19 protein-coding genes are annotated in these 19,877 nt (G+C 68.3%); 11 read left to right on the top strand and 8 right to left on the bottom strand.

The genetic code is table 11. From position 1 onward, the window contains the following. The first annotated feature begins 43 nt into the window (after window positions 1-43). Window positions 44-1,264 carry an MFS transporter gene (locus RS901_RS22590; RefSeq protein ID WP_316156078.1) on the top strand — a complete coding sequence of 407 codons (1,221 nt, stop codon included), beginning with the start codon at window positions 44-46 and terminating at the stop codon, window positions 1,262-1,264. 55 nt (window positions 1,265-1,319) lie between these two features. Here the strand turns inward: RS901_RS22590 and RS901_RS22585 are convergent, their stop codons facing one another. Next, a complete protein-coding gene (locus RS901_RS22585) occupies window positions 1,320-3,206 on the bottom strand; it encodes a sensor histidine kinase (protein ID WP_316156076.1) in 1,887 nt (628 codons plus the stop codon). Window positions 3,207-3,215: 9 nt separating this feature from the next. Beyond that, window positions 3,216-3,890: a response regulator transcription factor gene (locus tag RS901_RS22580; protein WP_316156074.1), complete on the bottom strand. Its 675-nt coding sequence runs from the start codon at window positions 3,888-3,890 to the stop codon at window positions 3,216-3,218. A gap of 392 nt (window positions 3,891-4,282) precedes the next feature. Here RS901_RS22580 and RS901_RS22575 point away from each other — a divergent pair, with 392 nt between their 5' ends. Continuing rightward, entirely contained in the window at window positions 4,283-4,897 is a 615-nt protein-coding gene (locus tag RS901_RS22575) for an OB-fold protein (RefSeq protein WP_316156072.1), read from the top strand. A gap of 307 nt (window positions 4,898-5,204) precedes the next feature. Beyond that, window positions 5,205-6,140: a BON domain-containing protein gene (locus RS901_RS22570; protein ID WP_316156070.1), complete on the top strand. Its 936-nt coding sequence runs from the start codon at window positions 5,205-5,207 to the stop codon at window positions 6,138-6,140. 36 nt (window positions 6,141-6,176) lie between these two features. Here RS901_RS22570 and RS901_RS22565 read toward each other — a convergent pair whose 3' ends face one another. Continuing rightward, a complete protein-coding gene (locus RS901_RS22565) occupies window positions 6,177-7,103 on the bottom strand; it encodes a LysR substrate-binding domain-containing protein (RefSeq protein ID WP_316156068.1) in 927 nt (308 codons plus the stop codon). Between the two features lie 118 nt (window positions 7,104-7,221). On the opposite strand from RS901_RS22565, the gene RS901_RS22560 reads away from it, so the two are divergent. Together RS901_RS22560 and RS901_RS22555 are read left to right on the top strand one after the other, a co-directional pair. Further along, on the top strand, window positions 7,222-8,676 hold the full coding sequence (locus RS901_RS22560) for an amidase (protein WP_316156066.1): 1,455 nt from the start codon (window positions 7,222-7,224) through the stop codon (window positions 8,674-8,676). A gap of 80 nt (window positions 8,677-8,756) precedes the next feature. Next, the gene (locus tag RS901_RS22555; protein ID WP_316156064.1) at window positions 8,757-9,740 is read left to right on the top strand and encodes a tripartite tricarboxylate transporter substrate binding protein; all 984 of its coding nucleotides are present in this window, start codon (window positions 8,757-8,759) and stop codon (window positions 9,738-9,740) included. A 30-nt stretch (window positions 9,741-9,770) separates the two neighbouring features. Here the strand turns inward: RS901_RS22555 and RS901_RS22550 are convergent, their stop codons facing one another. After that, the gene (locus RS901_RS22550) at window positions 9,771-10,547 is read right to left on the bottom strand and encodes an NAD(P)H-dependent oxidoreductase (protein WP_316156062.1); all 777 of its coding nucleotides are present in this window, start codon (window positions 10,545-10,547) and stop codon (window positions 9,771-9,773) included. An 87-nt stretch (window positions 10,548-10,634) separates the two neighbouring features. On the opposite strand from RS901_RS22550, the gene RS901_RS22545 reads away from it, so the two are divergent. Together RS901_RS22545 and RS901_RS22540 are read left to right on the top strand one after the other, a co-directional pair. Then, the gene (locus tag RS901_RS22545; protein WP_316156059.1) at window positions 10,635-11,528 is read left to right on the top strand and encodes a LysR family transcriptional regulator; all 894 of its coding nucleotides are present in this window, start codon (window positions 10,635-10,637) and stop codon (window positions 11,526-11,528) included. Window positions 11,529-11,634: 106 nt separating this feature from the next. Continuing rightward, a complete protein-coding gene (locus RS901_RS22540; RefSeq protein ID WP_316156057.1) occupies window positions 11,635-12,021 on the top strand; it encodes a nuclear transport factor 2 family protein in 387 nt (128 codons plus the stop codon). A gap of 157 nt (window positions 12,022-12,178) precedes the next feature. On the opposite strand, the gene RS901_RS22535 is transcribed toward RS901_RS22540, so the two are convergent. Further along, entirely contained in the window at window positions 12,179-12,676 is a 498-nt protein-coding gene (locus tag RS901_RS22535) for a RidA family protein (protein ID WP_316156056.1), read from the bottom strand. 127 nt (window positions 12,677-12,803) lie between these two features. Here RS901_RS22535 and soxR point away from each other — a divergent pair, with 127 nt between their 5' ends. After that, window positions 12,804-13,319 carry a redox-sensitive transcriptional activator SoxR gene (soxR, locus tag RS901_RS22530; protein WP_316156054.1) on the top strand — a complete coding sequence of 172 codons (516 nt, stop codon included), beginning with the start codon at window positions 12,804-12,806 and terminating at the stop codon, window positions 13,317-13,319. On the opposite strand, the gene RS901_RS22525 is transcribed toward soxR, so the two are convergent. Further along, entirely contained in the window at window positions 13,282-13,662 is a 381-nt protein-coding gene (locus RS901_RS22525) for a cytochrome c family protein (protein WP_316156052.1), read from the bottom strand. The two genes, soxR and RS901_RS22525, sit on opposite strands and share 38 nt — an antisense overlap. A gap of 217 nt (window positions 13,663-13,879) precedes the next feature. Here RS901_RS22525 and RS901_RS22520 point away from each other — a divergent pair, with 217 nt between their 5' ends. Both RS901_RS22520 and RS901_RS22515 read left to right on the top strand, forming a co-directional pair. Further along, complete coding sequence (locus tag RS901_RS22520) at window positions 13,880-14,230, top strand: hypothetical protein (protein WP_316157273.1); 351 nt, start codon at window positions 13,880-13,882, stop codon at window positions 14,228-14,230. A gap of 126 nt (window positions 14,231-14,356) precedes the next feature. Then, the gene (locus tag RS901_RS22515) at window positions 14,357-15,016 is read left to right on the top strand and encodes a DsbA family oxidoreductase (RefSeq protein ID WP_316156050.1); all 660 of its coding nucleotides are present in this window, start codon (window positions 14,357-14,359) and stop codon (window positions 15,014-15,016) included. 77 nt (window positions 15,017-15,093) lie between these two features. Here the strand turns inward: RS901_RS22515 and RS901_RS22510 are convergent, their stop codons facing one another. Continuing rightward, entirely contained in the window at window positions 15,094-17,382 is a 2,289-nt protein-coding gene (locus RS901_RS22510) for a nitric-oxide reductase large subunit (protein WP_316156048.1), read from the bottom strand. Window positions 17,383-17,416: 34 nt separating this feature from the next. Next, window positions 17,417-18,136 (bottom strand): iron-sulfur cluster repair protein YtfE, encoded by a 720-nt coding sequence (gene ytfE, locus RS901_RS22505; RefSeq protein WP_316156046.1) that lies wholly within the window; start codon window positions 18,134-18,136, stop codon window positions 17,417-17,419. 151 nt (window positions 18,137-18,287) lie between these two features. Between ytfE and norR the strand changes: the two genes are divergently transcribed. Further along, window positions 18,288-19,853, top strand: a complete 1,566-nt coding sequence (gene norR, locus RS901_RS22500) for a nitric oxide reductase transcriptional regulator NorR (protein ID WP_316156044.1) — start codon at window positions 18,288-18,290, stop codon at window positions 19,851-19,853. Window positions 19,854-19,877 lie beyond the last annotated feature (24 nt).

The following is a 19,877-nucleotide window of genomic DNA, read 5'->3' as shown; positions in this document are numbered from 1 at the left end:
CTTCGAGCCATCCAAACCTGCCTGCGGACCACGCAACCCCAACATGTCCTCTGTTCCCGCCAGCCCATCCGCCGCCACCGTTGCCAGCCCGTCCTTGCCGGGACGCCTGGTGCTGCTGCTTGCCGTCGGCGCGGGCCTGTCAGTCGCCTCGCTGTACTACAGCCAGCCCATGCTCGGGGTGATGGCACCCGACCTGCATGCCTCCGATTCGGCAACCGGCGCCATCCCGACCCTGACGCAGCTCGGCTATGCGCTGGGCATCCTGCTGCTGGCGCCGCTGGGCGACCGCTATGACCGCCGCCGCATCATCGTGGCCAAGGCGGTGGCGCTGGTCGGCGCCTTGCTGCTGGCGGGCCTGGCGCCCGGCATTGGCGCGTTGCTGGTATCCAGCCTGGTGGTGGGCCTGGCCGCCACCATAGCCCAGGACATCGTGCCCGCTGCAGCGGCGCTGGCGCCCGCGGCGCAGCGCGGCAAGGTGGTCGGGACAGTCATGACCGGATTGCTGCTGGGCATCCTGCTGTCGCGGGTGGTGAGCGGCTTCGTCGCCGCGCACTTCGGCTGGCGCGCCATGTTCATGATTGCGGCGGCCAGCATCGCGGCGGTCGCGCTGGTTGCCCGACGCCAGTTGCCGCGCTTCACGCCCACCACGGTGCTGCCGTATCATGCGCTGCTGGCCTCGCTGGCGGCCCTGTGGCGCGAGCATGGCGCCTTGCGCCGCGCCGCCCTGGCGCAGGGGCTGCTGTCGGTGGGCTTCAGCGCGTTCTGGTCCACGCTGGCGGTGATGCTGCATGGCGCACCGTTCCATCTCGGCAGTGAAGCCGCGGGCGCGTTCGGCCTGGCCGGCGCCGCCGGCGCGCTGGGCGCCCCGCTTGCCGGGCGCCTTGCCGACCGCAGCGGGCCGGAGCGGGTGACCCGGCTGGGCGCGGCACTGGCAGCGCTGTCGTTTGCCGGCATGCTGCTGAACCCGCTGGTATCGCCGCATGCGCAGCTGTGGCTGATCGGCGCCAGCGCCATCGGGTTCGACCTCGGTGTCCAGATCGCCCTGGTCGCGCACCAGACCATCGTCTATGGCATCGATCCGGGCGCGCGCAGCCGCCTGAATGCCGTGCTGTTCGTCTGCATGTTCACCGGCATGGCCGTCGGCGCCGCGCTCGGCAGCCTGGCACTGGCGCGTTTCGGCTGGACCGGCGTGGCCGCGCTGGCGACCGCCGCCGCGCTGGCTGCGCTGGCCGTGCGGCTGGCGCCGCGGCGTGGCGCGCGCTGAGCGCCAGCCCCCGGCCTGGCATGCTGAGCCTTCGCGCCGAGGCCGCCCGGAGCCTCTACGCGGCGGGGGCGATGCCCTCCCCGTCGGTGCCGGCCTCATCGCCGTCTCCCGGGGCCAGCGGCACCTCCACCGTCAGCGCCGTACTGCCCGGCGCCGACCGGATCAGCAGCCGCCCGTCGATGGCCGCCGCGCGCACCTGCATATTGCGCAGCCCGCGCCCGCCGCGCGTGGCCCCTGTGTCGAAGCCGCGGCCGTTGTCGGCCAGCGTGATCCGGATCACCTGCGCGTCCATGTCCGCATGGGCGGTCACGGTCAGGGCGGTTGCCCGCGCATGCTGCAGCACGTTGGTGATGCCTTCGAGCAGCAGGTATTGCAGCTCCTGCACCTTGCGAGCGGTGAAATGCGCCAGCGTGGGCAGGCGCTCGACCTCCCAGTGGATATCGAGGCCGCCATCGGCGATGCGTGGCCCCAGGCGGTAGCGCAGGTTGCCCAGCACCGCCGCCAGGTCGCCGCCGGTGTCCTGCATGGCGTCGATGGAGAGCTTCAGCGAATCCAGGGCGTGCCGGACCTGCACGGCGATTTCCGGGGAGCTTGCCTTGCCGGATTCCAGCATCGAGATCGTGGTGACAAGCTGGCTGCCCAGGCCATCGTGCATGTCGCGCAGGATGCGGCCGCGCTCGCGCAGCGCGGTCTCCTCCGCGGCGATCTTCTGCGTGCGCGCGAAGGCCGCGCGCAGCTGCGCCTCGCGCTGCGCGACGCGCTCGGTCAGCACCTGGTTGGCGTCCTGCAGGCTCTGCACCGCACTGGTGTAGCGCTCCACCAGCATCCATGCCATCACCACGCTGAACGGCACGGACACATAGCGGGTCATGGAATGGACCCAGTAGTAGTCGCCGGTCAGCCAGACCTTGATCCAGTCCGCCAGGAACAGCACCGCCGACACGCCCACGGTGGCGGCCAGCAGCGTTGCCTCGCGGCTGGGCCGGCGCAATGCGCCCCATACCATCGCGCCGGCCACGGTCAGGATGATGCCCACCTTGACCAGCCAGCTCAGCGGAAAGACCATCGGGTGGCTTGACACGGCGGCCAGCGGCGCGATCACCGGCAGCGCCAGCCACAGGTAGGCATTGAGCGTGCGATGCAGCCAGCGCCACGGCACGCGGATCACCAGCAGGCAGAACCGGGCGATGGCGCCCAGGAATACCTCGCGCGCGGCGGCGACGATATAGCTGCGCAGTTCCGCGGGAATCGCCAGGTCATCGACAAAGTAGTCGAGCAGCCGCACGCTCCACGCGACCTCGGCCAGCCCGTACAGGCCGAACAGCGGATCGCGCTGGCGCCACCAGATCAGCAGCGCGAGGCAGCCCAGCACGACGCTGAGCACCGCCGCGATCAGCGGGCCGACCACGCGCAGGCGGAAGGCCTGCTCGAACTGCGCGCGCACTTCGGCGGCCGGACCCACCGTCACCGGCAGCAGGCCCGAGCGCGCATAGGCGCGCGCCGCCACGGTGATGCGCAGCAGGTTGCCGTGCGCGCTCGCCAGCTCGGGCGGCACGGCCGCGTAGTAGGGGCGCTTGGCCAGCGCCGACGACGGAGCGTCCAGGCGCCCGCCGGCGGCGATCAGCACGCCATTGAGGCGCACCTCGTAGCTGCCGCCGGCCCATGGTACGAACAGCCCCCCAGGGTCAGCCGCGGGCCAGTTGCGGTCAAAGCGCAGTTCGTAGACTAGCGTGCCGGACTTGCCCGGCTGCTCCCGGTCCCAGTAGTCAGGCAGCGTCAGCAGGCGCGCCGGCAGCACCGTGCCGTCGGTCAGCGTGGCCGAGCGCGTGGCCGCGGCGAGTTCCATCGTGCCCTCGGCTGCCGCCATGCCGGACAGCATCAGGCAGGCCCATGCCAGCAGCACGGCAAGCACGGTCCGGAAGTGGCGCGGACGATGCAGCATGGGGTGGGGTTACAAGGACTTGAGCAGGCCCAGCTTGGCCGCCTCGAACACGGCCTCGCCGCGCGAGCGCACCGCCAGCTTGCCGTAGATGTTCTTGATGTGCGATTGCACGGTATGCACGCTCAGACCCAGGTAGCGGGCAGTCTCGGCATAGGTATAGCCGCGCGAGATCAGGTCAAGGATCTCGTTCTCGCGCACCGACAGCACCACGGCGCCGGTGGCCGCGGTATCGCGCGCAACCGCCTCGGCCGGCGCGCCGCGCAGCCGGTTCACCACCTGCCGCGCGATCAGCGGGCTCATCGGCGAGCCGCCCCCGCGCAGTTCACCGATGGAGGCGGCGATGCGGTCCGTGGTTTCGTCCTTGAGCAGGTAGCCGATGGCGCCCGCCTCGATGCTGGCCAGCACGTGCTGGTCGTCGCCGAACACCGTGACCACCATGCAGTCGCAGGCGGGATAGCGCGCGCGCGCGTCGCGGATCACGTCGATGCCGCTGCCGTCCGGCAGGCCGAGGTCGCACAGCAACACGTCGGGCTGGTGCTGCGCCAGCCAGGCCAGCGCTTCCGTCGCGCTGGCGGTGCAGCCTGCCACCACCGTGGCCGGCGCATGCATCTCAACGGCCTGCACCAGGCGGCTCAGCGCTGCGGGATCGTCTTCGACGATCAGGACTCTTGTTGTGCTTGCCATGCCTGTGTTCCCGAGCCATGCCGTGGTGCTGCCCGTTGTCGGGCCAGTCTTGCTGCCCGTACTACTGCATGCTGTGCCGGGCACGACGGCGGATTCTGCCATATCCGCCCGCGCATGGGACGGCCGGGCGGGTCCCTTCAGGGTAAACGCCGCCGCGCTTGTCTGCCGCCCTTGCTCATCGCATGGCCGCGCACCGTTGCCCATCCCATGTTCCGGGGAGGCGCCGAACCGGCCGGCTCCCGAGATTAAGCCGGGACAACCCCGCTCGGGGATGCCACCTCATTTTTGCCGGAAATAGAGCGTTTTTGCCAGTTCTGTTGGATTTTGCAGGTTGTACGAATACAATGCCCCGGCGTCAGCCGAGGGAGCTGGCGGACCTGGAGAAAAAAAGAATGAAGACGGGAAAACTGGTGGTAGGGCTCGCGCTGGCCGGGTTGCTGGCGGGGTGTGAATCGATGGACGGCGCAATGTCCTCCATCAGCGGCGTGCTCGACGGCACCGGCGACGTGCTGAGCGGCGACTTCCGCATGCTGGCGGATCCGAAGCCGGCTTCGCTGGGCGATATCTGGTCGGACTGGAAGAAGAACGAAATCACCGCGAAGAAGAAGTGGGATTCGCAGGCAATCCTGGTATCCGGTACGGTCGCCCGCATCACCAAGGTGGATGGCCTGCGCAAGTCGGACGACACCATCGCCGTCTACTTCAAGGACTCGGTCAATCCGCAGTGCACCGGCAAGGCGCTGATGCGCGATGCGCTGATGGTCAACCAGAAGAAGATCAGCAACCTGCAGACCGGGGACAAGATCAACGTCACCGGCGTGCTGGCCACAAGCGATTCGGAAACGTACAACAACAGCAATACCGAATGCTATTTTGCGTTCGCCAAGTCGAAGATCGAACCGACCCCGGCGACCACGGCCGCTGGCAGCGCAGCCGCCCCTGCGAAAGCCACGACCACCAAATCGACCAAATCGACAAAGTCGACCAAGACCAGCAGCACGAAGTAAACCGGCAAAAAGGTGGCGACGGGCGGCAGTACGGCCGCCCGGCACGCCTGCCCCGGTGCGCGTGGCGCCCTGCCTCGCGCCATGTGGATACTGCGGCACGCCCCGCCCATCCGGACCGGCATCCCTTACAAGCTCTGAAACCCTTGCATGGATGCAGTGCACCAAAGTGCCGGCAAACCCCCGTCCGCGGTGCACCCGCCGCACGGTACGAATCTTGCCCCTTCCTGATTACCCGCCAGCGGTTCGCGCACGGCGTGTGCGCCTGCGCCCGCACATGGCGCCACACGCACACTGTCAGGAAAGCAGCATGGGCTACTACTACGATGAGCGCAATGCGCGCGCCGCGCGCCAACGCCGCCAGGCATGGGAAGACGATGACTGGCAACCTGAATCCGAACAGGAGCGCTGGCAAGCGCGGCGTCGGCGCCAGCAAATGGCGCCCGGCCAGACCAGCTACGGCGGCCCCGCCCGCCCGGGCCGGGATTTCAATGAAGCGTACGGCGCCGGCAGGTACCCGGAACACCCGTCCGGCGCTCGCTACGGCAGCAACCTGCGCTACGGCCTGAACGGCGGCTATGGTTGGGAACGTGCCAGCGAATGGCGCGATCCGCAGGCATGGGAACGCGACGACGAGAACGCCGAGCGCCAGTGGCGCCGCAGCGCCGAACGCGCACGGGATCCGCGTGAGTCGCCTCATGCGCGCGGCCATGACACCTACTTCAGCGACCTGCGCAGCGACACCCGCTACTGGGTCGACCCGCGCGAGGACTGGGAAGAGAAGCAGCGCTATGAAGCCCGGCGCCACAGCCCGGGCTACCGGGAATATGCGCAGCGCCGCGGCTGGGAAACCGACATTCCCGATGACGAGCGCGAGGGCTCGCATGGCGTGCTCTACAACCTGGGCCGCCGCATCGGCGAAGCCGTGGGCGACTGGTTCGGCACCTCAGAACGCCACACTGGCCCGCGCGGCTACCAGCGCAGCGACGAGCGCATCCGCGACCAGATCTGCGAGCAGCTGAGCTACGCGCGCGGCGTTGACGTGAGCGACGTCAGCGTCGACGTCAGCGAAGGCGTGGTGTCACTGACCGGCACCGTGCGCGACCGCGGCCAGAAGTTCTATATCGAAGACCTGGCCGACGGCACCTACGGCGTCAAGGAGGTCAACAACGACATCCGCGTGCGCCGCGAGCCCCACGAAGCCCGCGGCACCGGCGATGTGACCGGCAGCACCTGGCGCGGATGACGCCAACAATGGCGGGCGCCGCAGGCCAGCTTCGGCCTAGGCGCCCGCCACGCCAACCTCCGCCGCCAGCCGTTCGCGGATAAACCCCAGGAACGCATGCACGCCTTCAGGCAGGGTGCGGCCCCCCAGCGTCTGCAGTTCGACCGCGCGGCTGCGCATGCCGCGCTCCCGGATCGAGGCAGCGTGCAGTTCGCCGCGGCGCAACCTGTCGCCCACGGTGACGGCGCCGGAGATCGACAGCCCGCCACCGTGCAGCACGAAGTTGGTCAAAGTCTCGAAGTGGTTGGTCACCAGCACCGGTTCGAACACCATGCCGCGTTCGCCGCAAGCGATGTCGAACAGCTGGCGCACGGTGTTGTCGCCCTCCGGCAGCGCCAGCGGATAAGGCTGCATCTGCGCCAGCGTGACGCTGCGAAAGCGCGCCAGCGGATGGTCCGGACGCATGATGGCAATCACCGGCGCGGGCTGGCGGTGCTCCACGCGGATGCCCTGCTCCGCGGCGCGACTGTAGGTGATGCCGATGTCCGCATCGCCATGCAGCACGATGCCGGTGACTTCGGCAGGCGGCGCCACGCGCACATGGAACTGCAGGCCCGGATAGCGCTGGCGGAACTCGGCAATGATGCGCGGCAGGAACTCGATCGCAAACCCCGCCGAGCTGGCCACCCGCACCCGGCCCCGGCGCAGGCCCTGCAGCGCGGCAATCTTTGACACCACCCGATCGGCTTCCAGTGCGCCGCGCAGGGCATAGGCCGCCAGCAACTCCCCGGCGGCGCTGGCCACCATGCCACGCGGCCGGCGATCGAACAGGGGCACGCCGAGCAACGCCTCGAGCGCGCCGACCTGGCGGCTCACCGCCGACACGGTGACATTCAGCCGCTGCGCCGCCTCGGTCAGCGAGCCGCTGCGCATCACCTCCAGGAAATAGCGCAGCGAGGTTTCCTGCAGGCGATGCGACAGCATGGGCGGCTCCGGCGGGTGGTTTGCGTTTTACGCAAGGATATTTGAAAAAATCATCGATTGCGGGAAACCGTGCGCCGCCCGTATGCTTTTTCCCGACACCACAGGAGACACCCGAGCCATGGCGCCCACCCCGTCCACCGATCCCATCACCGAACTCGATGCCGTCGCCCTGTCGCGCGCCATCCATGCACGCGAGGTCTCGTGCGTGGAAGTGCTCAATGCCTTCCTTGGCCAGATCGACCGCCACAACCCGCGCGTCAATGCCATCGTGGCGCCGGTGGGGCGCGACACCCTGCGCGCGCAGGCCGCCGGGCTCGACGCCGAACTGGCACGCGGCGCCAGCCGCGGCCCGCTGCATGGCTTCCCACAGGCGCCAAAAGACATCAGCCCGGCGGCAGGCATGGTCACCACCAAGGGCTCGCCGATCTTCGCGGGGCAGGTCAGCGAGGCCGACGCCGTGATCTTCGAGCGCATGCGCGCCGGCGGCGCGGTCTTTGTCGGGCGCACCAACTCGCCGGAGTTTGGCCTGGGCGGCCATACCTACAACCCGGTCTACGGCACCACCCGCAACGCCTTCGACCCGGCACGCTCAGCCGGCGGCAGCAGCGGCGGCGCCGCGGTGGCGGTGGCGCTGCACATGCTGCCGGTGGCGGATGGCTCGGACATGATGGGCTCGCTGCGCACGCCCGCGGCGTTCAACCACGTGTATGGCCTGCGCACCTCGGTCGGCTGCGTGCCGCACGGCCCGGGCGACGAGGTCTTCTTCCAGCAGTTCAGCGTGGCCGGCCCGATGGCGCGCAACGTGCCGGACCTGGCCCTGCTGCTGTCGGTGCATGCCGGCTTTGACGCGCGCCTGCCGCTGACGCACCGCACCGAAGCGTCCGGCACCTTCACGCTGCCGCCCGAACGCGACTGGGCCGGCGTGCGCATCGGCTGGCTGGGCAACCTGGGCGGCCACCTGCCGACCGAAGCCGGCGTGCTCGAGACCTGCGAGCAGGCGCTCACGCACCTGCGCACGCTCGGCTGCACCGTGGACCCCGCGCTGCCCGAGTTCGACCTGGAGCGCCTGTGGCACGCGTGGATCGACCTGCGCAGCTTCTCGGTGGCCGGCGCCAACGCGGCGCTGTACCACGACCCCGCCAGGCGCGCGCTGCTCAAGCCTGAGGCCGCATGGGAAATCGAGCGCGGCCTGGCCCTGCCGGGCACGCGCGTGTACGAGGCCTTGTGCGAGCGCAGCGCGTGGTACCAGGCATTGCGCTCGCTGTTCGAGCGCTTCGACTACCTGGTGCTGCCGGCCGCGCAGGTGTTCCCGTTCGATGCCGACTGGGACTGGCCGCACGCCATCGACGGCCGCGACATGGACACCTACCACCGCTGGATGCAGGCGGTGGTGCCGGCCACCATGGCCGGACTGCCCGCCCTGGCCGCACCAGCCGGCTTCGGCCCCCAGGGCCTGCCGGCCGGCATCCAGATCATCGGCCCGGCGCAGGCCGACGCCGCGGTGCTGCAGCTCGGCCATGCCTATGACCAGGCCGGCAGCTTCTCGCGCGTGCGCAGCCCCTGGCTCGATTGAGCCCTCGACTTGTCCTGGCCCCGCTTCGTATTGCTTCCGATTGCCTTCTATTCCTACAACTGCCGGCAGGAGTGCCAACGATGACCGCAATGCCCCCGAAGCTGTTTCTCGCCTGCGCCGCCGCCCTGAGCGCGATGCTGTCCACAACGCCCGCCGCCGCGCAGTCCTGGCCGGACCGCCCGATCCGGCTGGTGGTGCCCTTCGCCGCGGGCGGCGCCACTGACGTGCTGGGCCGCCTGCTGGCAGTCGGCCTTGGCGAAAAGCTCGGCCAGTCGGTGGTGGTCGAGAACAAGCCGGGCGCCAGCACCGTGATCGGCGCCACCCAGGTATCCAAGGCCGCGCCCGACGGCTACACGCTGCTGCTGGCGGCCAGCACCACGCTGACGCTGAACCCGGCGATCCGCCAACACCTGGGCTACGACCCCATCAAGAGCTTCACCCCGCTGGGCCTGGTCGCCGACATGAGCCTGGTGCTGGTAGCCAACCCGGACACGCAGATCACCTCGCTCAAGGATCTGGTGACGCAGGCCAAAGCCCACCCTGACAAGTTCTCCTACGGCTCGTTCGGCGCGGGTTCCTCGGTGCATTTCGGCGCGGAGATGCTCAAGTCCACCACCGGCATCCGCATGGTCCACGTGCCCTTCAACGGCAGCGCCCCCAGCCTGACCGCGCTGGCCGGCGGCCAGGTGCCGGTCGCGGTCGATACCGTGGTGGCCACCCTGCCGCTGATCAAGGGCGGCAAGATCCGGCCAGTGGCAGTGTTGTCGCCGCAGCGACTGCCAGCGTTGCCGCAAGTGCCGACGGTGGCCGAGAGCGGCTACCCCGGCTTCCAGATGGGCACGTGGTTCGCGCTGCTGGCACCCGCGGGCCTGCCCGCGCCGGTGCAGCAGAAGCTGGAGAAAGCCCTGGCGGACGTCGCCAGCGCGCCGGCTACCAAAGCGCGCATGGTCGAACTGGCGCTGACGCCGGCTTATGGCAATGGCGCGGCGGTGAAGGCGCGGGTGGAGAAGGAATTGCCGGAGATGCGGGCGGTGGCGGCGCGGGCGGATATTCGCGCCGAGTAAGTCCACCGGGGCGGCCGTCGGTTGCCGCCCTTATTCCACATGCGCCGCGAACCCCACCGTTCCCGGCGCAACCTCCTCGCGAAGCGTCAGCTGCGGAATCCGGTAGTCCCCAGCGTTCTGCCGCCGGAACGGAATCGGTGCGGTTGTCCCCAACGCATCTAGCCGCTCGCCCAACTCCTCGCGAATCTGAGCAAAGCGCGCCTCGTCAACCTTGCTGGTCCGATACACCAAGTACGGCGGCAGCACGTCAAACCCGGGGTAGTACAGGATGCCGTGATGGATCGGGAACAAGATGTCGTCGATCGGGCCATTGATCCCGCGCGGGCTGTAGTGCGATTCCCAGCCGCCGGTCGTGACGATCAGCATGGCGCGCTTGCCGGCGAGCATACCCTCGCCATATCGGTCGCCCCAGCGTTCGTCAGAGTGCTCGCCGACGCCATAGGCAAATCCATAGGCATAGACGCGCTCGACCCAGCCCTTCAGGATGGCCGGCATCGAGAACCACCACAGCGGGAACTGCAGGATGACGGTGTCCGCCCAGCGCAGCTTTTCCTGCTCATGCGCAATGTCATCGCTCTGCAGCCCGTTCTCGAAGGCGTGCTTGGAATCCAGTGACGGGTGGAACGGCGCATCGCCCGGCTGCGCCTTGGTGTCGGCGCCGTCTAGCTGGGCCTTCCATTGCATCGCATACAGGTCCGAGACCTGGACCTGGTGCCCGGCATCGCGCAAGCGCTGCACGGCAAAGTCGCGGATCGCACCGTTGAGCGACCTCGGTTCCGGGTGGGCATAGACAAGCAGTACGTTCATGACAGCGGCTTCCAATGATTGAGTGAAGTCAGCATAGGCCGTCGTCCGCTATATTAAAAATGAATATCCAATATCCCAGGTATTGTCATGACTAATCTCAGGCGGCTCGACCTGAACCTGCTGGTGACGCTGGATGTGCTGCTGTCCGAGCACAACGTGACCCGTGCGGCGCAGCGGCTGCACCTGTCACAGCCTTCGGTCAGCGTCCACCTGTCCAGGCTGCGTGATTACTTCGGCGACCCGTTGCTATTGCCGGGCCCGCGCGGCATGCGCCCCACCGCCAGGGCCGAATCGCTGCGCGAACCGTTGCGCGAAGCATTGGGCGCGCTGGAGCACGCGGTTTCGTCCGATAGTCCGTTCGATCCCGCTGCCTCGACCCACACCTGGCGCGTGGCCGCGACCGACTACGGCGAAACGACCATCGTGCTGCCGGCGCTGCAGGCGCTGCGCATGGCGGCGCCCGGCGCGCGCCTGGCCGTGGTGGAGATGGTGCCGCCGCGCATCGCCCGGCAGGCCGAGCGTGCCGAACTGGACCTGGCCTTGCACACCACCGATGGTTCGCCGCCGGGCCTGCACCGGCGCGCCCTGTTCACCGAGCGCTATGTGCTGGTGGGCCGCGACGGGCATCCGCGGCTGAAGCGGCGGCCCACGCTGGCGCAGTTCTGCGCGCTCGACCACGTGATCGTGTCGCCGGACGGCGGCGGCTTTCACGGCGTCACCGACGAGGCGCTGGCGCTGGCCGGCATGCAACGGCGTGTGGTGCTGTCCGTACCCCACTTCCTGTTTGTCACGTCGGCCGTCGCCAGCACCGATCTGGTGGCGATGTTGCCCGAGCGGTTGGTGCGCGGCGTGCCGGGACTGAAGGTTGTGCAACCGCCAGTCGAAGTGCCGGGCTATGAGATGTCGATGTTGTGGCCAGAGCGCGTGCATCGCGATCCGGCACACAGTTGGCTGCGTGAACTCATCGCCACATCGGTCTGAGTGGCGCCGCATCGCACTTTTGCATACAAAACTGGAATACAATCATCGCTTTCAACGCTGCGGCATGCGGTGGTAACCCGGTGCCGCCCCAGTTTTGGAGGAGACCATGACGTATTCGGAAACGGGCCTGACTTCCCGCCACGTGGCCGCGCTCGCGCCGATCGAGGACTACCTGCAGGGCCATGTCACCGGTAAGGCCGAATTCATGTACAAGGCGTTTGCAGCCGACGCACGCATCGTCTCGTTCCGTGATGGCAAGCTGCATTCGCTGACGGTTGAGGAATTCACCTCGGCGCGCTGCCCCGGCCATCCCGCGGCGGACGAGGCGCAGCGCAAGCGCTTTATCACGCAGTTCGATGTGGTGGGCAATGCCGGCGTCGCCAAGGTCGTGCTGGAATACCCGGGCGTGACCTTCACCGACTATATGACGCTGCTGGAAATCGACGGCGCCTGGAAGATCGTCAACAAGACTTTCAGCGCCGCACCGCGCTGAAGATAGGACAGCCGCTGCGGCAAAGCGCCGCAGCCCAGGCCTACTTCGCGGCTGCAGGCAATCCTGCCTTTGACATCGGCCCGAAGCGCATTGCCTTCATCCGCTCCCGCCCGACCACGCGCGCCACTTCGGCGATCACGCAGTCGTTGAGCTGCGTTCAGCCCGGCAGCACCGCCGTCGCTTCGATCTCGAACAGCATATTGTCCAGCGCCAGCCGCGGCACCGGGATCAGCGTGCAGGCCGGCGTTGGCTTGTCGCCCCACATCTCGCGCAGCGCCGCACCGAAGGTACGCAGGCGGTCGTGCGAGTGGTCGACCACCAGCACCGTGAGCTTGGCCACATCGCCCACGTCGGCACCTGCCGCTTGCAGCGCGATGCGCAGGTTCTGCATGGCGCGTGCCACCTGGCGCGGAAAATCGAGCGGCAGGCAACCGGCCGCGTCCTCACCGCCCTGCCCCGCGATATAGACGATGCGGGCCGGGCCTTCCACCATGGCCACATGCGAATAGCCGTTGGGCCGCGGGTCGTACAGGCCCTCGGGATTGATGAGGCTCAGCGAGGAATTGGGGCGGGCGACCGGCATGGTGGGCATTGAAGGCAGCGCGAGCATCGAGGGTGAACGCAAGGATGAGGGCGAGAACGGGAACATGGTCATCAGCTCTGTATTGAGGCGTGGCGAACAGTGGAGTCGCAAGTATCAAACCTCAACTTAGCTTGAGGTCAAGCGCGGCCTTGATGGTAGCATGGGCATTCCTCCGTTCCACTGGTGTCTTCCACTGCCGATGGCCTCCGCGAACAAGCCCCCCTCGCCGCGCCGGCGCCGTGCCGCGCCTTCAGAAGAACTGCTCTCCGTCGGCGAAGTCGCCGCGCGCACGGGCATTGCCGTATCCGCCCTGCATTTCTATGAATCGCGCGGCCTGATCGCCAGCACCCGCAGCGGCGGCAACCAGCGCCGCTATGCGCGCGCCGTGCTGCGGCGGCTGGCCGTGATCCGCGTGGCGCAGCGCATGGGGCTGCCGCTGGCGGTGATCGCCGATGCCATGCAGAAGCTGCCGGACGGGCGTGCGCCTACTGTGGCCGACTGGCGCCGGCTGTCGGCCAGCTGGCGCGATGACCTGGATGAGCGGATCCGGACGCTCACGCAATTGCGTGACCAGCTAGATGGGTGTATCGGGTGTGGGTGTCTGTCGTTGAAGGCGTGTCCGTTGCGCAATCCGCATGACGCGCTGGCCGGGGAAGGGCCGGGGCCGCATTTTCCGCCTACTGGAATGTCTGCAGGTAAGCCAGCAGATCGCTGATCTGCTTGTCATCACTGAGACCCCAGAAGCGCATCTTCGTGCCAGGCACGACCTTGCCGGGCGAATGGATGAAGGCACGCAGCGTGTCATGCGACCACACCACCTTTGAAGCGCGCATCGCCTCCGAATACTGGAAATCACTGGTGCCGCCCGCGGCACGGCCGAAGATGCCGTTCAGCTGCGGGCCAAAGCCTGCGCGCGCGTTGCGGCCGACGTGGTGGCACGAGGCGCAGCGCGTGGTGAACAATGCCTTGCCGGCCTGGATATCGGCGGCGGCAGTGGCTGCGGTGGGGATGGCGGTGAAGGCGGTCAGGGCCAGCAGAACAAGGGCGGTACGGCGCATGGAGCAGCTAAGGAAGGAAAGAGCTTCGGCAACGGGGTTGCATGATACAGGCGTAGCCAAGACCTCCCGGCCCTGCCGCAGGGTTACACCACGTCACACTTGCAACACTTCGCGCGCCCCATATTACAAGCCCGCCCCCTACAGTGAGCCCATGTCCAACGCCCCTTGGGAGGCAACCATGAAACGAATCATCGCAATGGCGGTAGCAGGTGGTGCAATGCTGGTGGCCAGCGCCGGGGCTTACGCCGGTGTGAATATCGATATCGGCATCGGCGTGCCGGGCGTGGTGGTGGCCCAGCCGGCCCCGGTCTATGCTCCTGCGCCGGTGTATGCGCCGGCTCCGGTTGCCTATGCGCCCAGCCCGGTAGTGGTGGCACCGCGCCCCGTCGTGGTGGCACCGGTGCCGGTACGCTATGACTATGACCGCGGCTATCGCAGGGACTACCACCGGGGCTACTACCGGGAAGGCTACCGCGAAGGCTATCGAGACAACCGCCGCGACTGGCGCGAGCGCGAATGGGCATATCGTCATGGCGACAATGACGGCCACGGGCGCCGCTGGGACTGACGGCATGGGGCGGGCGCCCGGCCACGGCCGCGGTGCCCGCCTGCAAGGTTTCGCCAGTCAGGCTACCCTGTCGGCAATTTCCAGATCCGGGCCGGGGCCATGCCCCTGCCCACGCCAGGAGTAGCCATGCCCCAACCCATCAAGATCGACTTCGTCTCCGACATTGCCTGCCCCTGGTGCGCCATCGGCCTGTCTTCACTGCAGTTGGCGCTGCAGCGCCTTGGCGATGCGGTGGATGCCGAAATCGTCGTGCATCCGTTTGAACTCAACCCGGGGATGCGCCCGGAGGGCGAGGCGATCGTCGACTATCTCGGCAGGAAGTACGGGCGCACCCCGGCACAGATCGCGGAGACCCAGGCCATGATCCGCGAGCGCGGCGCCGGCGTGGGCTTTCCGTTTGGCGAGCGCACCCATGTCTACAACACCTTCGATGCCCACCGGCTGCTGCACTGGGCAGGCCTGGAAGGCAAGCAGCTGCCGCTGAAGCTGGCGCTGCTGCGCGCCTACCACGCCGACGGCAAGGACCCGAGCAATCACGAAGTGCTGGTCGAAGCCGCGCAGTCCGTTGGCCTGGATGCCGCGGCGGCGCGCAAGGTGCTGGACAGCGATGACTATGCCGATGCGGTGCGCGCGGAAATCCAGGAGTACCAGCGCATGGGCATCCAGTCGGTGCCATCGATCATCTTCAACAACCGCTATCTGGTTACCGGCGGGCAGCCGGTGGAGGCTTTCGAACAGGCGATCCGGGAGATCGTGGCCGAGGCGCAGCAGGCGGGGAACAGTTGAGTAGCCACGCATCGGCAGGATAAAAAAGGCCCGCCCGGAACCCGGGCGGGCCAGCACTGCCTCACGCTCCCGATCTTTCAGCGCACCGCCGTCTTCATCCGCGCCGGCACCGCATCCGCCGCCACCGGCGTACGATTCGCCAGCCCCAGCACCACCTGCCAGGCAAACGACACCGCGCCGACGATAAACACCACGTCGCCGAAGGTGCGCACCCAGCGCAGGGTCTGCAGGATGGGCTGCTGCATGAAGGCCTCGCTGCGCGCATACCAGGTGCCATGCTCGACGCTGGCCAGGAACTGGATGATGCCGATCGGCAGCAGGCTGGTGCCGATCATCAGCACCAGGCCGAGGTTCAGCCCCCAGAAGGCAGTCTTCATCAGCGTTGGGCTGAGCCGGTAGGCCGGACGCACGTAGCGCAGCACCAGCAGCGTGAAGCCCAGCGCCAGGAACCCGTAGACCCCGAACAGCGCGGCATGGGCGTGCACCGGCGTGGTGTTCTGCCCCTGGATGTAGTACAGCGCGATCGGCGGGTTGATCATGAAGCCGAACACCCCGGCGCCCAGCATGTTCCAGAACGCCACCGCGACAAAGCACATCAGCGGCCACTTCAGGTCTGCCATCCACGGCGCGCGCCGCTTCAGGCTCCAGTTCTCCCAGGCCTCATGGCCCAGCACGATCAGCGGCACCACTTCCAGCGCGCTGAACGCGGCGCCCACCGCCATCACCGGCGTGGTGGTGCCGGCAAAGTACAGGTGGTGGAAGGTGCCGGGAATGCCGCCCAGCATGAACAGCGATGCCGAGGCCAGGCTGGCGGCCGTCGCCATCGGACGCGACACCAGGCCCAGCGTGGAGAAGATAAAGGCCAGCGCGGTGGTGGCGAAGACTTCAAAGAAGCCTTCCACCCACAGGTGCACCACCCACCAGCGCCAGTACTCCATCACCGTCAGGCTGGTGCGTTCGCCGTAGGCCAGCCCCGCGCCGTAGAACAGGCCGATCGCCACCACCGACGAGGTCAGCAGCGCCAGCAGGTTGCGGTCGGTGCCGCGCGCGCGCAGCGCCGGCAGGATGCCGCGCATCATCAGCACCAGCCAGATCAGGATGCCGGCGAACTTGCCGATCTGCCACAGGCGGCCCAGGTCGACATACTCATAGCCCTGGTGGCCCAGCCAGAAGTTCAGGTGGGCCGGCAGCTTCTGCGCGATCGCCAGGTAGTTGCCGGTGAACGATCCCACCACCACGACCACGAGTGCCCAGAACAGGACGTCGACGCCCAGGCGCTGGTACTTCGGATCCTTGCCGCCGTTGACCAGCGGCGCCAGGAACAACCCCGCGGCCAGGAAGCCGGTGGCGATCCAGAACAACGCGCTCTGGATATGCCAGGTGCGCACCAGCGCGTACGGGAACCACTGCGAAACGTCGATGCCGTAGAACTGCTGGCCTTCGACGGTGTAGTGCGCGGTGAAGCCGCCCAGGAACACCTGGAACACGAACAGCGCCACCACCAGGAACAGGTACTTGCCGAGCGCCCGCTGCGACGGCGTCAGCGCCACGGACAGCAGCGGGTCGCGTGCCGGCGCCTGCGGCGGCGCGTCTTCCTTGCCGCGCAGGAAGGCCCACGCCCACACCAGGAAGCCGACCCCGGCCAGCAGCACCACCACGCTGATCACCGACCACACCACGTTCTCGCTGGTGGGCTGGTTGCCGATCAGCGGCTCATGCGGCCAGTTGTTGGTGTAGGTGGCCTCGTGCCCCGGGCGCGCGGTCGATGCGGCCCACGCGGTCCAGAAGAAGAAGTGCGTGAGTTGTTCGCGACGCTCGGCGCTGGGCAGCGTGTTCTCCTTCATCGCGTAGTGCTCGCGCGTGGTGTGCAGCGCGGGCGCATCGGAGAAGAGCTTGTCGTAGTAGGCGGATGTATTGGCAATGGCCTGTGCGCGGCGCTTCGACACAGTCAGCACCTTGGTGGCCGGATCGGTGGCATTGCCGCGGTACTCGGTGCGCAGCTGCTCGCGCAGCGCGGCCTGCGCCGGCGCGTCGAGTTGCGCATAGGGCCGGCCGTAAGCGTCCTGCGCGGCCAGCTCCAGCCACGCGGTCAGTTCGCGGTGCAGCCAGTCGGCGGTCCAGTCCGGCGCCTGGTAGGCGCCGTGGCCCCAGATGGAGCCCAGCTGCATGCCGCCCACGGATTGCCAGGCGGTCTGGCCGTCCAGGATCTCTTCACCGGTGAAGAGCGTGCGGCCCTCGGTCGTGACGACCTTGGCCGGCATTGGCGGGGCCTGCCGGTACACCTCGACGCCGTAGTAGCCGAGCAGGGAGAACGTGACCGCCAGCACGGCGATCAGCAGGAACCAGAGTCTGCGGTAGGAACCCATGATGCGAAGTCGTTGGTTATGGTGGCGGGAGGGCTCAGGCGTGCGTCGAGCAACCGCAGCCGGTGGCTTGCGCGGCGGCGGCGGGCGCCGTGGCGATTTCGAACAGCACGTTGTTTTCCAGGTGGATGTGTTCCATCAGGTCCTCGCGCAGGGCGCGCAGCCCTAGGTAGAGCGCGCGCCAGGTATTGCAGGCCGCGCGCGGCAACGTGATGTCGTTGGTCAGCGCCGCCAGCCGCTGCAACGCCACGCCGTGGTCGTCATGCTCGGCGCGCATCACCATGATCGGCCGGCCCGCTGCAGCATGCAGGCCGCGCGACAACATCGGGAACAGCACCTGCTCTTCCTTCTGCATATGCATTTCCAGCTCGCCCAGCATCTCGCTCAGGTGGTCGGCCAGGCCAAGCGGGCAATCGGGCCGGTCACCGTGCACCTGCTCTACGCGCCGCGCCAGGCGGATCAGCTCTGGCAACTGCTCGCGATGGCGCGCATGGAAGCGCGTGAGGATATGGTCGATCAGCTCGGCCGGCGCCACCGTGTTCCAGTCCTGCGCCGACGGCCCGGCTTCGTCCTGCAGCGCGCGCAGCCGGGCGTCGATGGTGCCGACGGCAGCCGCATCGAGCCCCTTTTGCCGTGCGGCGTCGCGCAGGGTCTGCTTGCCTCCGCAGCAGAAGTCCAGCCCGTAGTCGTGGAAGATCCGGGTGGCACCGGGGATCAGGCGGGCCAGCTGGCCAAGCGAGTGGTCCTGCAAAGTCATGATGGTTGCTCCGTGTGGAAGTTATGCCTGCATGACTTACGCGAGGAGCGTGCCTGAAAAAAACCTATCCGGATCAATGACTTGAAACAGTGATGGTGATTAATACCTTATACTTCTCGCGGTACTAATTACCCTGACGGTGTTTTTCACCATGCTACCGAGCGCAATGTATCCAGAGTTGCTGGCCGACCTTGTCACCGACCTGCCGCATGCGGTGCGCCTGCAGCGGCTGGTCAGCATGCTGCGCGCGCACTTCCGCTGTGGCGCGGTGGCGCTGCTGCGGCTGGAGGAAGACCACCTGCGCCCCGTGGCCGTCGATGGCCTGGTGCGCGATGCGCTGGGCCGGCGCTTTGCGGTCGGCCTGCACCCGCGCCTGGCCGCCATCCTGGCGCGCCGCGGGGTGACCTGCTTCCATCACGACAGCGTGCTGCCCGACCCGTACGACGGCCTGATCGACGAGCACGTCGGCGAGCCGCTGCCGGTGCATGACTGCATGGGCACCAGCCTGGCCGTGGACGGTCAGCCCTGGGGCGCGCTGACGCTGGACGCGCTGGCGATCGGCACCTTCGATGCCGCGGCCCAGGCCGAGCTGCAGCGGCTGACGGTGATCGTCGAAGCGGCCATCCGCACCACCCGGCTGGAAGGCGAGATCCGCGCGCTGCAGCTGGCGCGCGGCACGCCCGATGCCGACGAAGCCACGGCCCAGCATGGCGACATCGGCGGCGAGATCATCGGCCAGAGCGAGGCCATCGCCAACCTGCTGCATGAGCTGGAAGTGGTGGCCGATACCGACCTGCCGGTGCTGCTGCTGGGCGAGACCGGCGTGGGCAAGGAGCTGTTCGCGCACCGCCTGCACCGCCAGTCGCGCCGGCGTGCGCAGCCGCTGGTGCATGTCAACTGCGCCGCGCTGCCGGAGTCGCTGGCTGAAAGCGAGCTGTTCGGCCACGCGCGCGGCGCGTTCTCGGGCGCGACCGGCGAGCGCCCGGGGCGCTTCGAGGCCGCCGACGGCGGCACCCTCTTCCTCGATGAAGTCGGCGAACTGCCGCTGGCGATCCAGGCCAAGCTGCTGCGCACGCTGCAGAACGGCGAGATCCAGCGGCTGGGCTCGGACCGCCCGCGCCGCGTCAACGTGCGCGTGATTGCCGCCACCAACCGCAACCTGCGCGAGCACGTGCGCGACGGCTCGTTCCGCGCCGACCTGTACCACCGCCTGTCGGTCTACCCGATCCCGATCCCGCCGCTGCGCGAGCGCGGCAACGACGTGCTGCTGCTGGCCGGGCGCTTCCTGGAGCTGAACCGCGCGCGCCTGGGGCTGCGCAGCCTGCGGCTGTCAGGCGGTGCGCAGGATGCGCTGCGCAGCTACCGCTGGCCCGGCAACGTGCGCGAACTGGAACACGTGATCAGCCGCGCCGCGCTGCGTGCCGTCAGCCGCGGCGCGGGCCGCAACGACATCGTGACGCTGGAGCCTGAACTGCTCGATCTCGACGGACTGGATGTGCCCGCGGCACGCCATGCCGGCGCCAGCATGGCCAGCGCGTTCGCCGCCCCGGCGCTTGCTGCAGGCATCACCCTGCGCGACGCGGTGGAGCAAACCCAGCGCGCCTGCATCGAACAGGCGCTGCAGGACCAGGGGGGCAACTGGGCCCAGGCAGCACGCCAGCTGGGCATCGATGCCAGCAACCTGCACAAGCTGGCCAAGCGGTTGGGATGCAAGTGACTGTCACACTCCGCTGCCAGGATG

It is taken from the genome of Cupriavidus sp. BIC8F (assembly GCF_032465815.1).
Classification (GTDB): domain Bacteria; phylum Pseudomonadota; class Gammaproteobacteria; order Burkholderiales; family Burkholderiaceae; genus Cupriavidus; species Cupriavidus necator.
The sequence above is the reverse complement of the archived record's forward strand: the minus strand, read 5'-3'. Positions and strand labels throughout refer to the sequence as shown.

Bases quoted from the DNA above. Each gene is read 5' to 3' on its own strand.
- RS901_RS22590 (WP_316156078.1), top strand. From the start codon at position 44: ATGTCCTCTGTTCCCGCCAGCCCATCCGCCGCCACCGTTGCCAGCCCG.
- RS901_RS22585 (WP_316156076.1), bottom strand. From the start codon at position 3,206: ATGCTGCATCGTCCGCGCCACTTCCGGACCGTGCTTGCCGTGCTGCTG.
- RS901_RS22580 (WP_316156074.1), bottom strand. From the start codon at position 3,890: ATGGCAAGCACAACAAGAGTCCTGATCGTCGAAGACGATCCCGCAGCG.
- RS901_RS22575 (WP_316156072.1), top strand. From the start codon at position 4,283: ATGAAGACGGGAAAACTGGTGGTAGGGCTCGCGCTGGCCGGGTTGCTG.
- RS901_RS22570 (WP_316156070.1), top strand. From the start codon at position 5,205: ATGGGCTACTACTACGATGAGCGCAATGCGCGCGCCGCGCGCCAACGC.
- RS901_RS22565 (WP_316156068.1), bottom strand. From the start codon at position 7,103: ATGCTGTCGCATCGCCTGCAGGAAACCTCGCTGCGCTATTTCCTGGAG.
- RS901_RS22560 (WP_316156066.1), top strand. From the start codon at position 7,222: ATGGCGCCCACCCCGTCCACCGATCCCATCACCGAACTCGATGCCGTC.
- RS901_RS22555 (WP_316156064.1), top strand. From the start codon at position 8,757: ATGACCGCAATGCCCCCGAAGCTGTTTCTCGCCTGCGCCGCCGCCCTG.
- RS901_RS22550 (WP_316156062.1), bottom strand. From the start codon at position 10,547: ATGAACGTACTGCTTGTCTATGCCCACCCGGAACCGAGGTCGCTCAAC.
- RS901_RS22545 (WP_316156059.1), top strand. From the start codon at position 10,635: ATGACTAATCTCAGGCGGCTCGACCTGAACCTGCTGGTGACGCTGGAT.
- RS901_RS22540 (WP_316156057.1), top strand. From the start codon at position 11,635: ATGACGTATTCGGAAACGGGCCTGACTTCCCGCCACGTGGCCGCGCTC.
- RS901_RS22535 (WP_316156056.1), bottom strand. From the start codon at position 12,676: ATGACCATGTTCCCGTTCTCGCCCTCATCCTTGCGTTCACCCTCGATG.
- soxR (WP_316156054.1), top strand. From the start codon at position 12,804: ATGGCCTCCGCGAACAAGCCCCCCTCGCCGCGCCGGCGCCGTGCCGCG.
- RS901_RS22525 (WP_316156052.1), bottom strand. From the start codon at position 13,662: ATGCGCCGTACCGCCCTTGTTCTGCTGGCCCTGACCGCCTTCACCGCC.
- RS901_RS22520 (WP_316157273.1), top strand. From the start codon at position 13,880: ATGCTGGTGGCCAGCGCCGGGGCTTACGCCGGTGTGAATATCGATATC.
- RS901_RS22515 (WP_316156050.1), top strand. From the start codon at position 14,357: ATGCCCCAACCCATCAAGATCGACTTCGTCTCCGACATTGCCTGCCCC.
- RS901_RS22510 (WP_316156048.1), bottom strand. From the start codon at position 17,382: ATGGGTTCCTACCGCAGACTCTGGTTCCTGCTGATCGCCGTGCTGGCG.
- ytfE (WP_316156046.1), bottom strand. From the start codon at position 18,136: ATGACTTTGCAGGACCACTCGCTTGGCCAGCTGGCCCGCCTGATCCCC.
- norR (WP_316156044.1), top strand. From the start codon at position 18,288: ATGCTACCGAGCGCAATGTATCCAGAGTTGCTGGCCGACCTTGTCACC.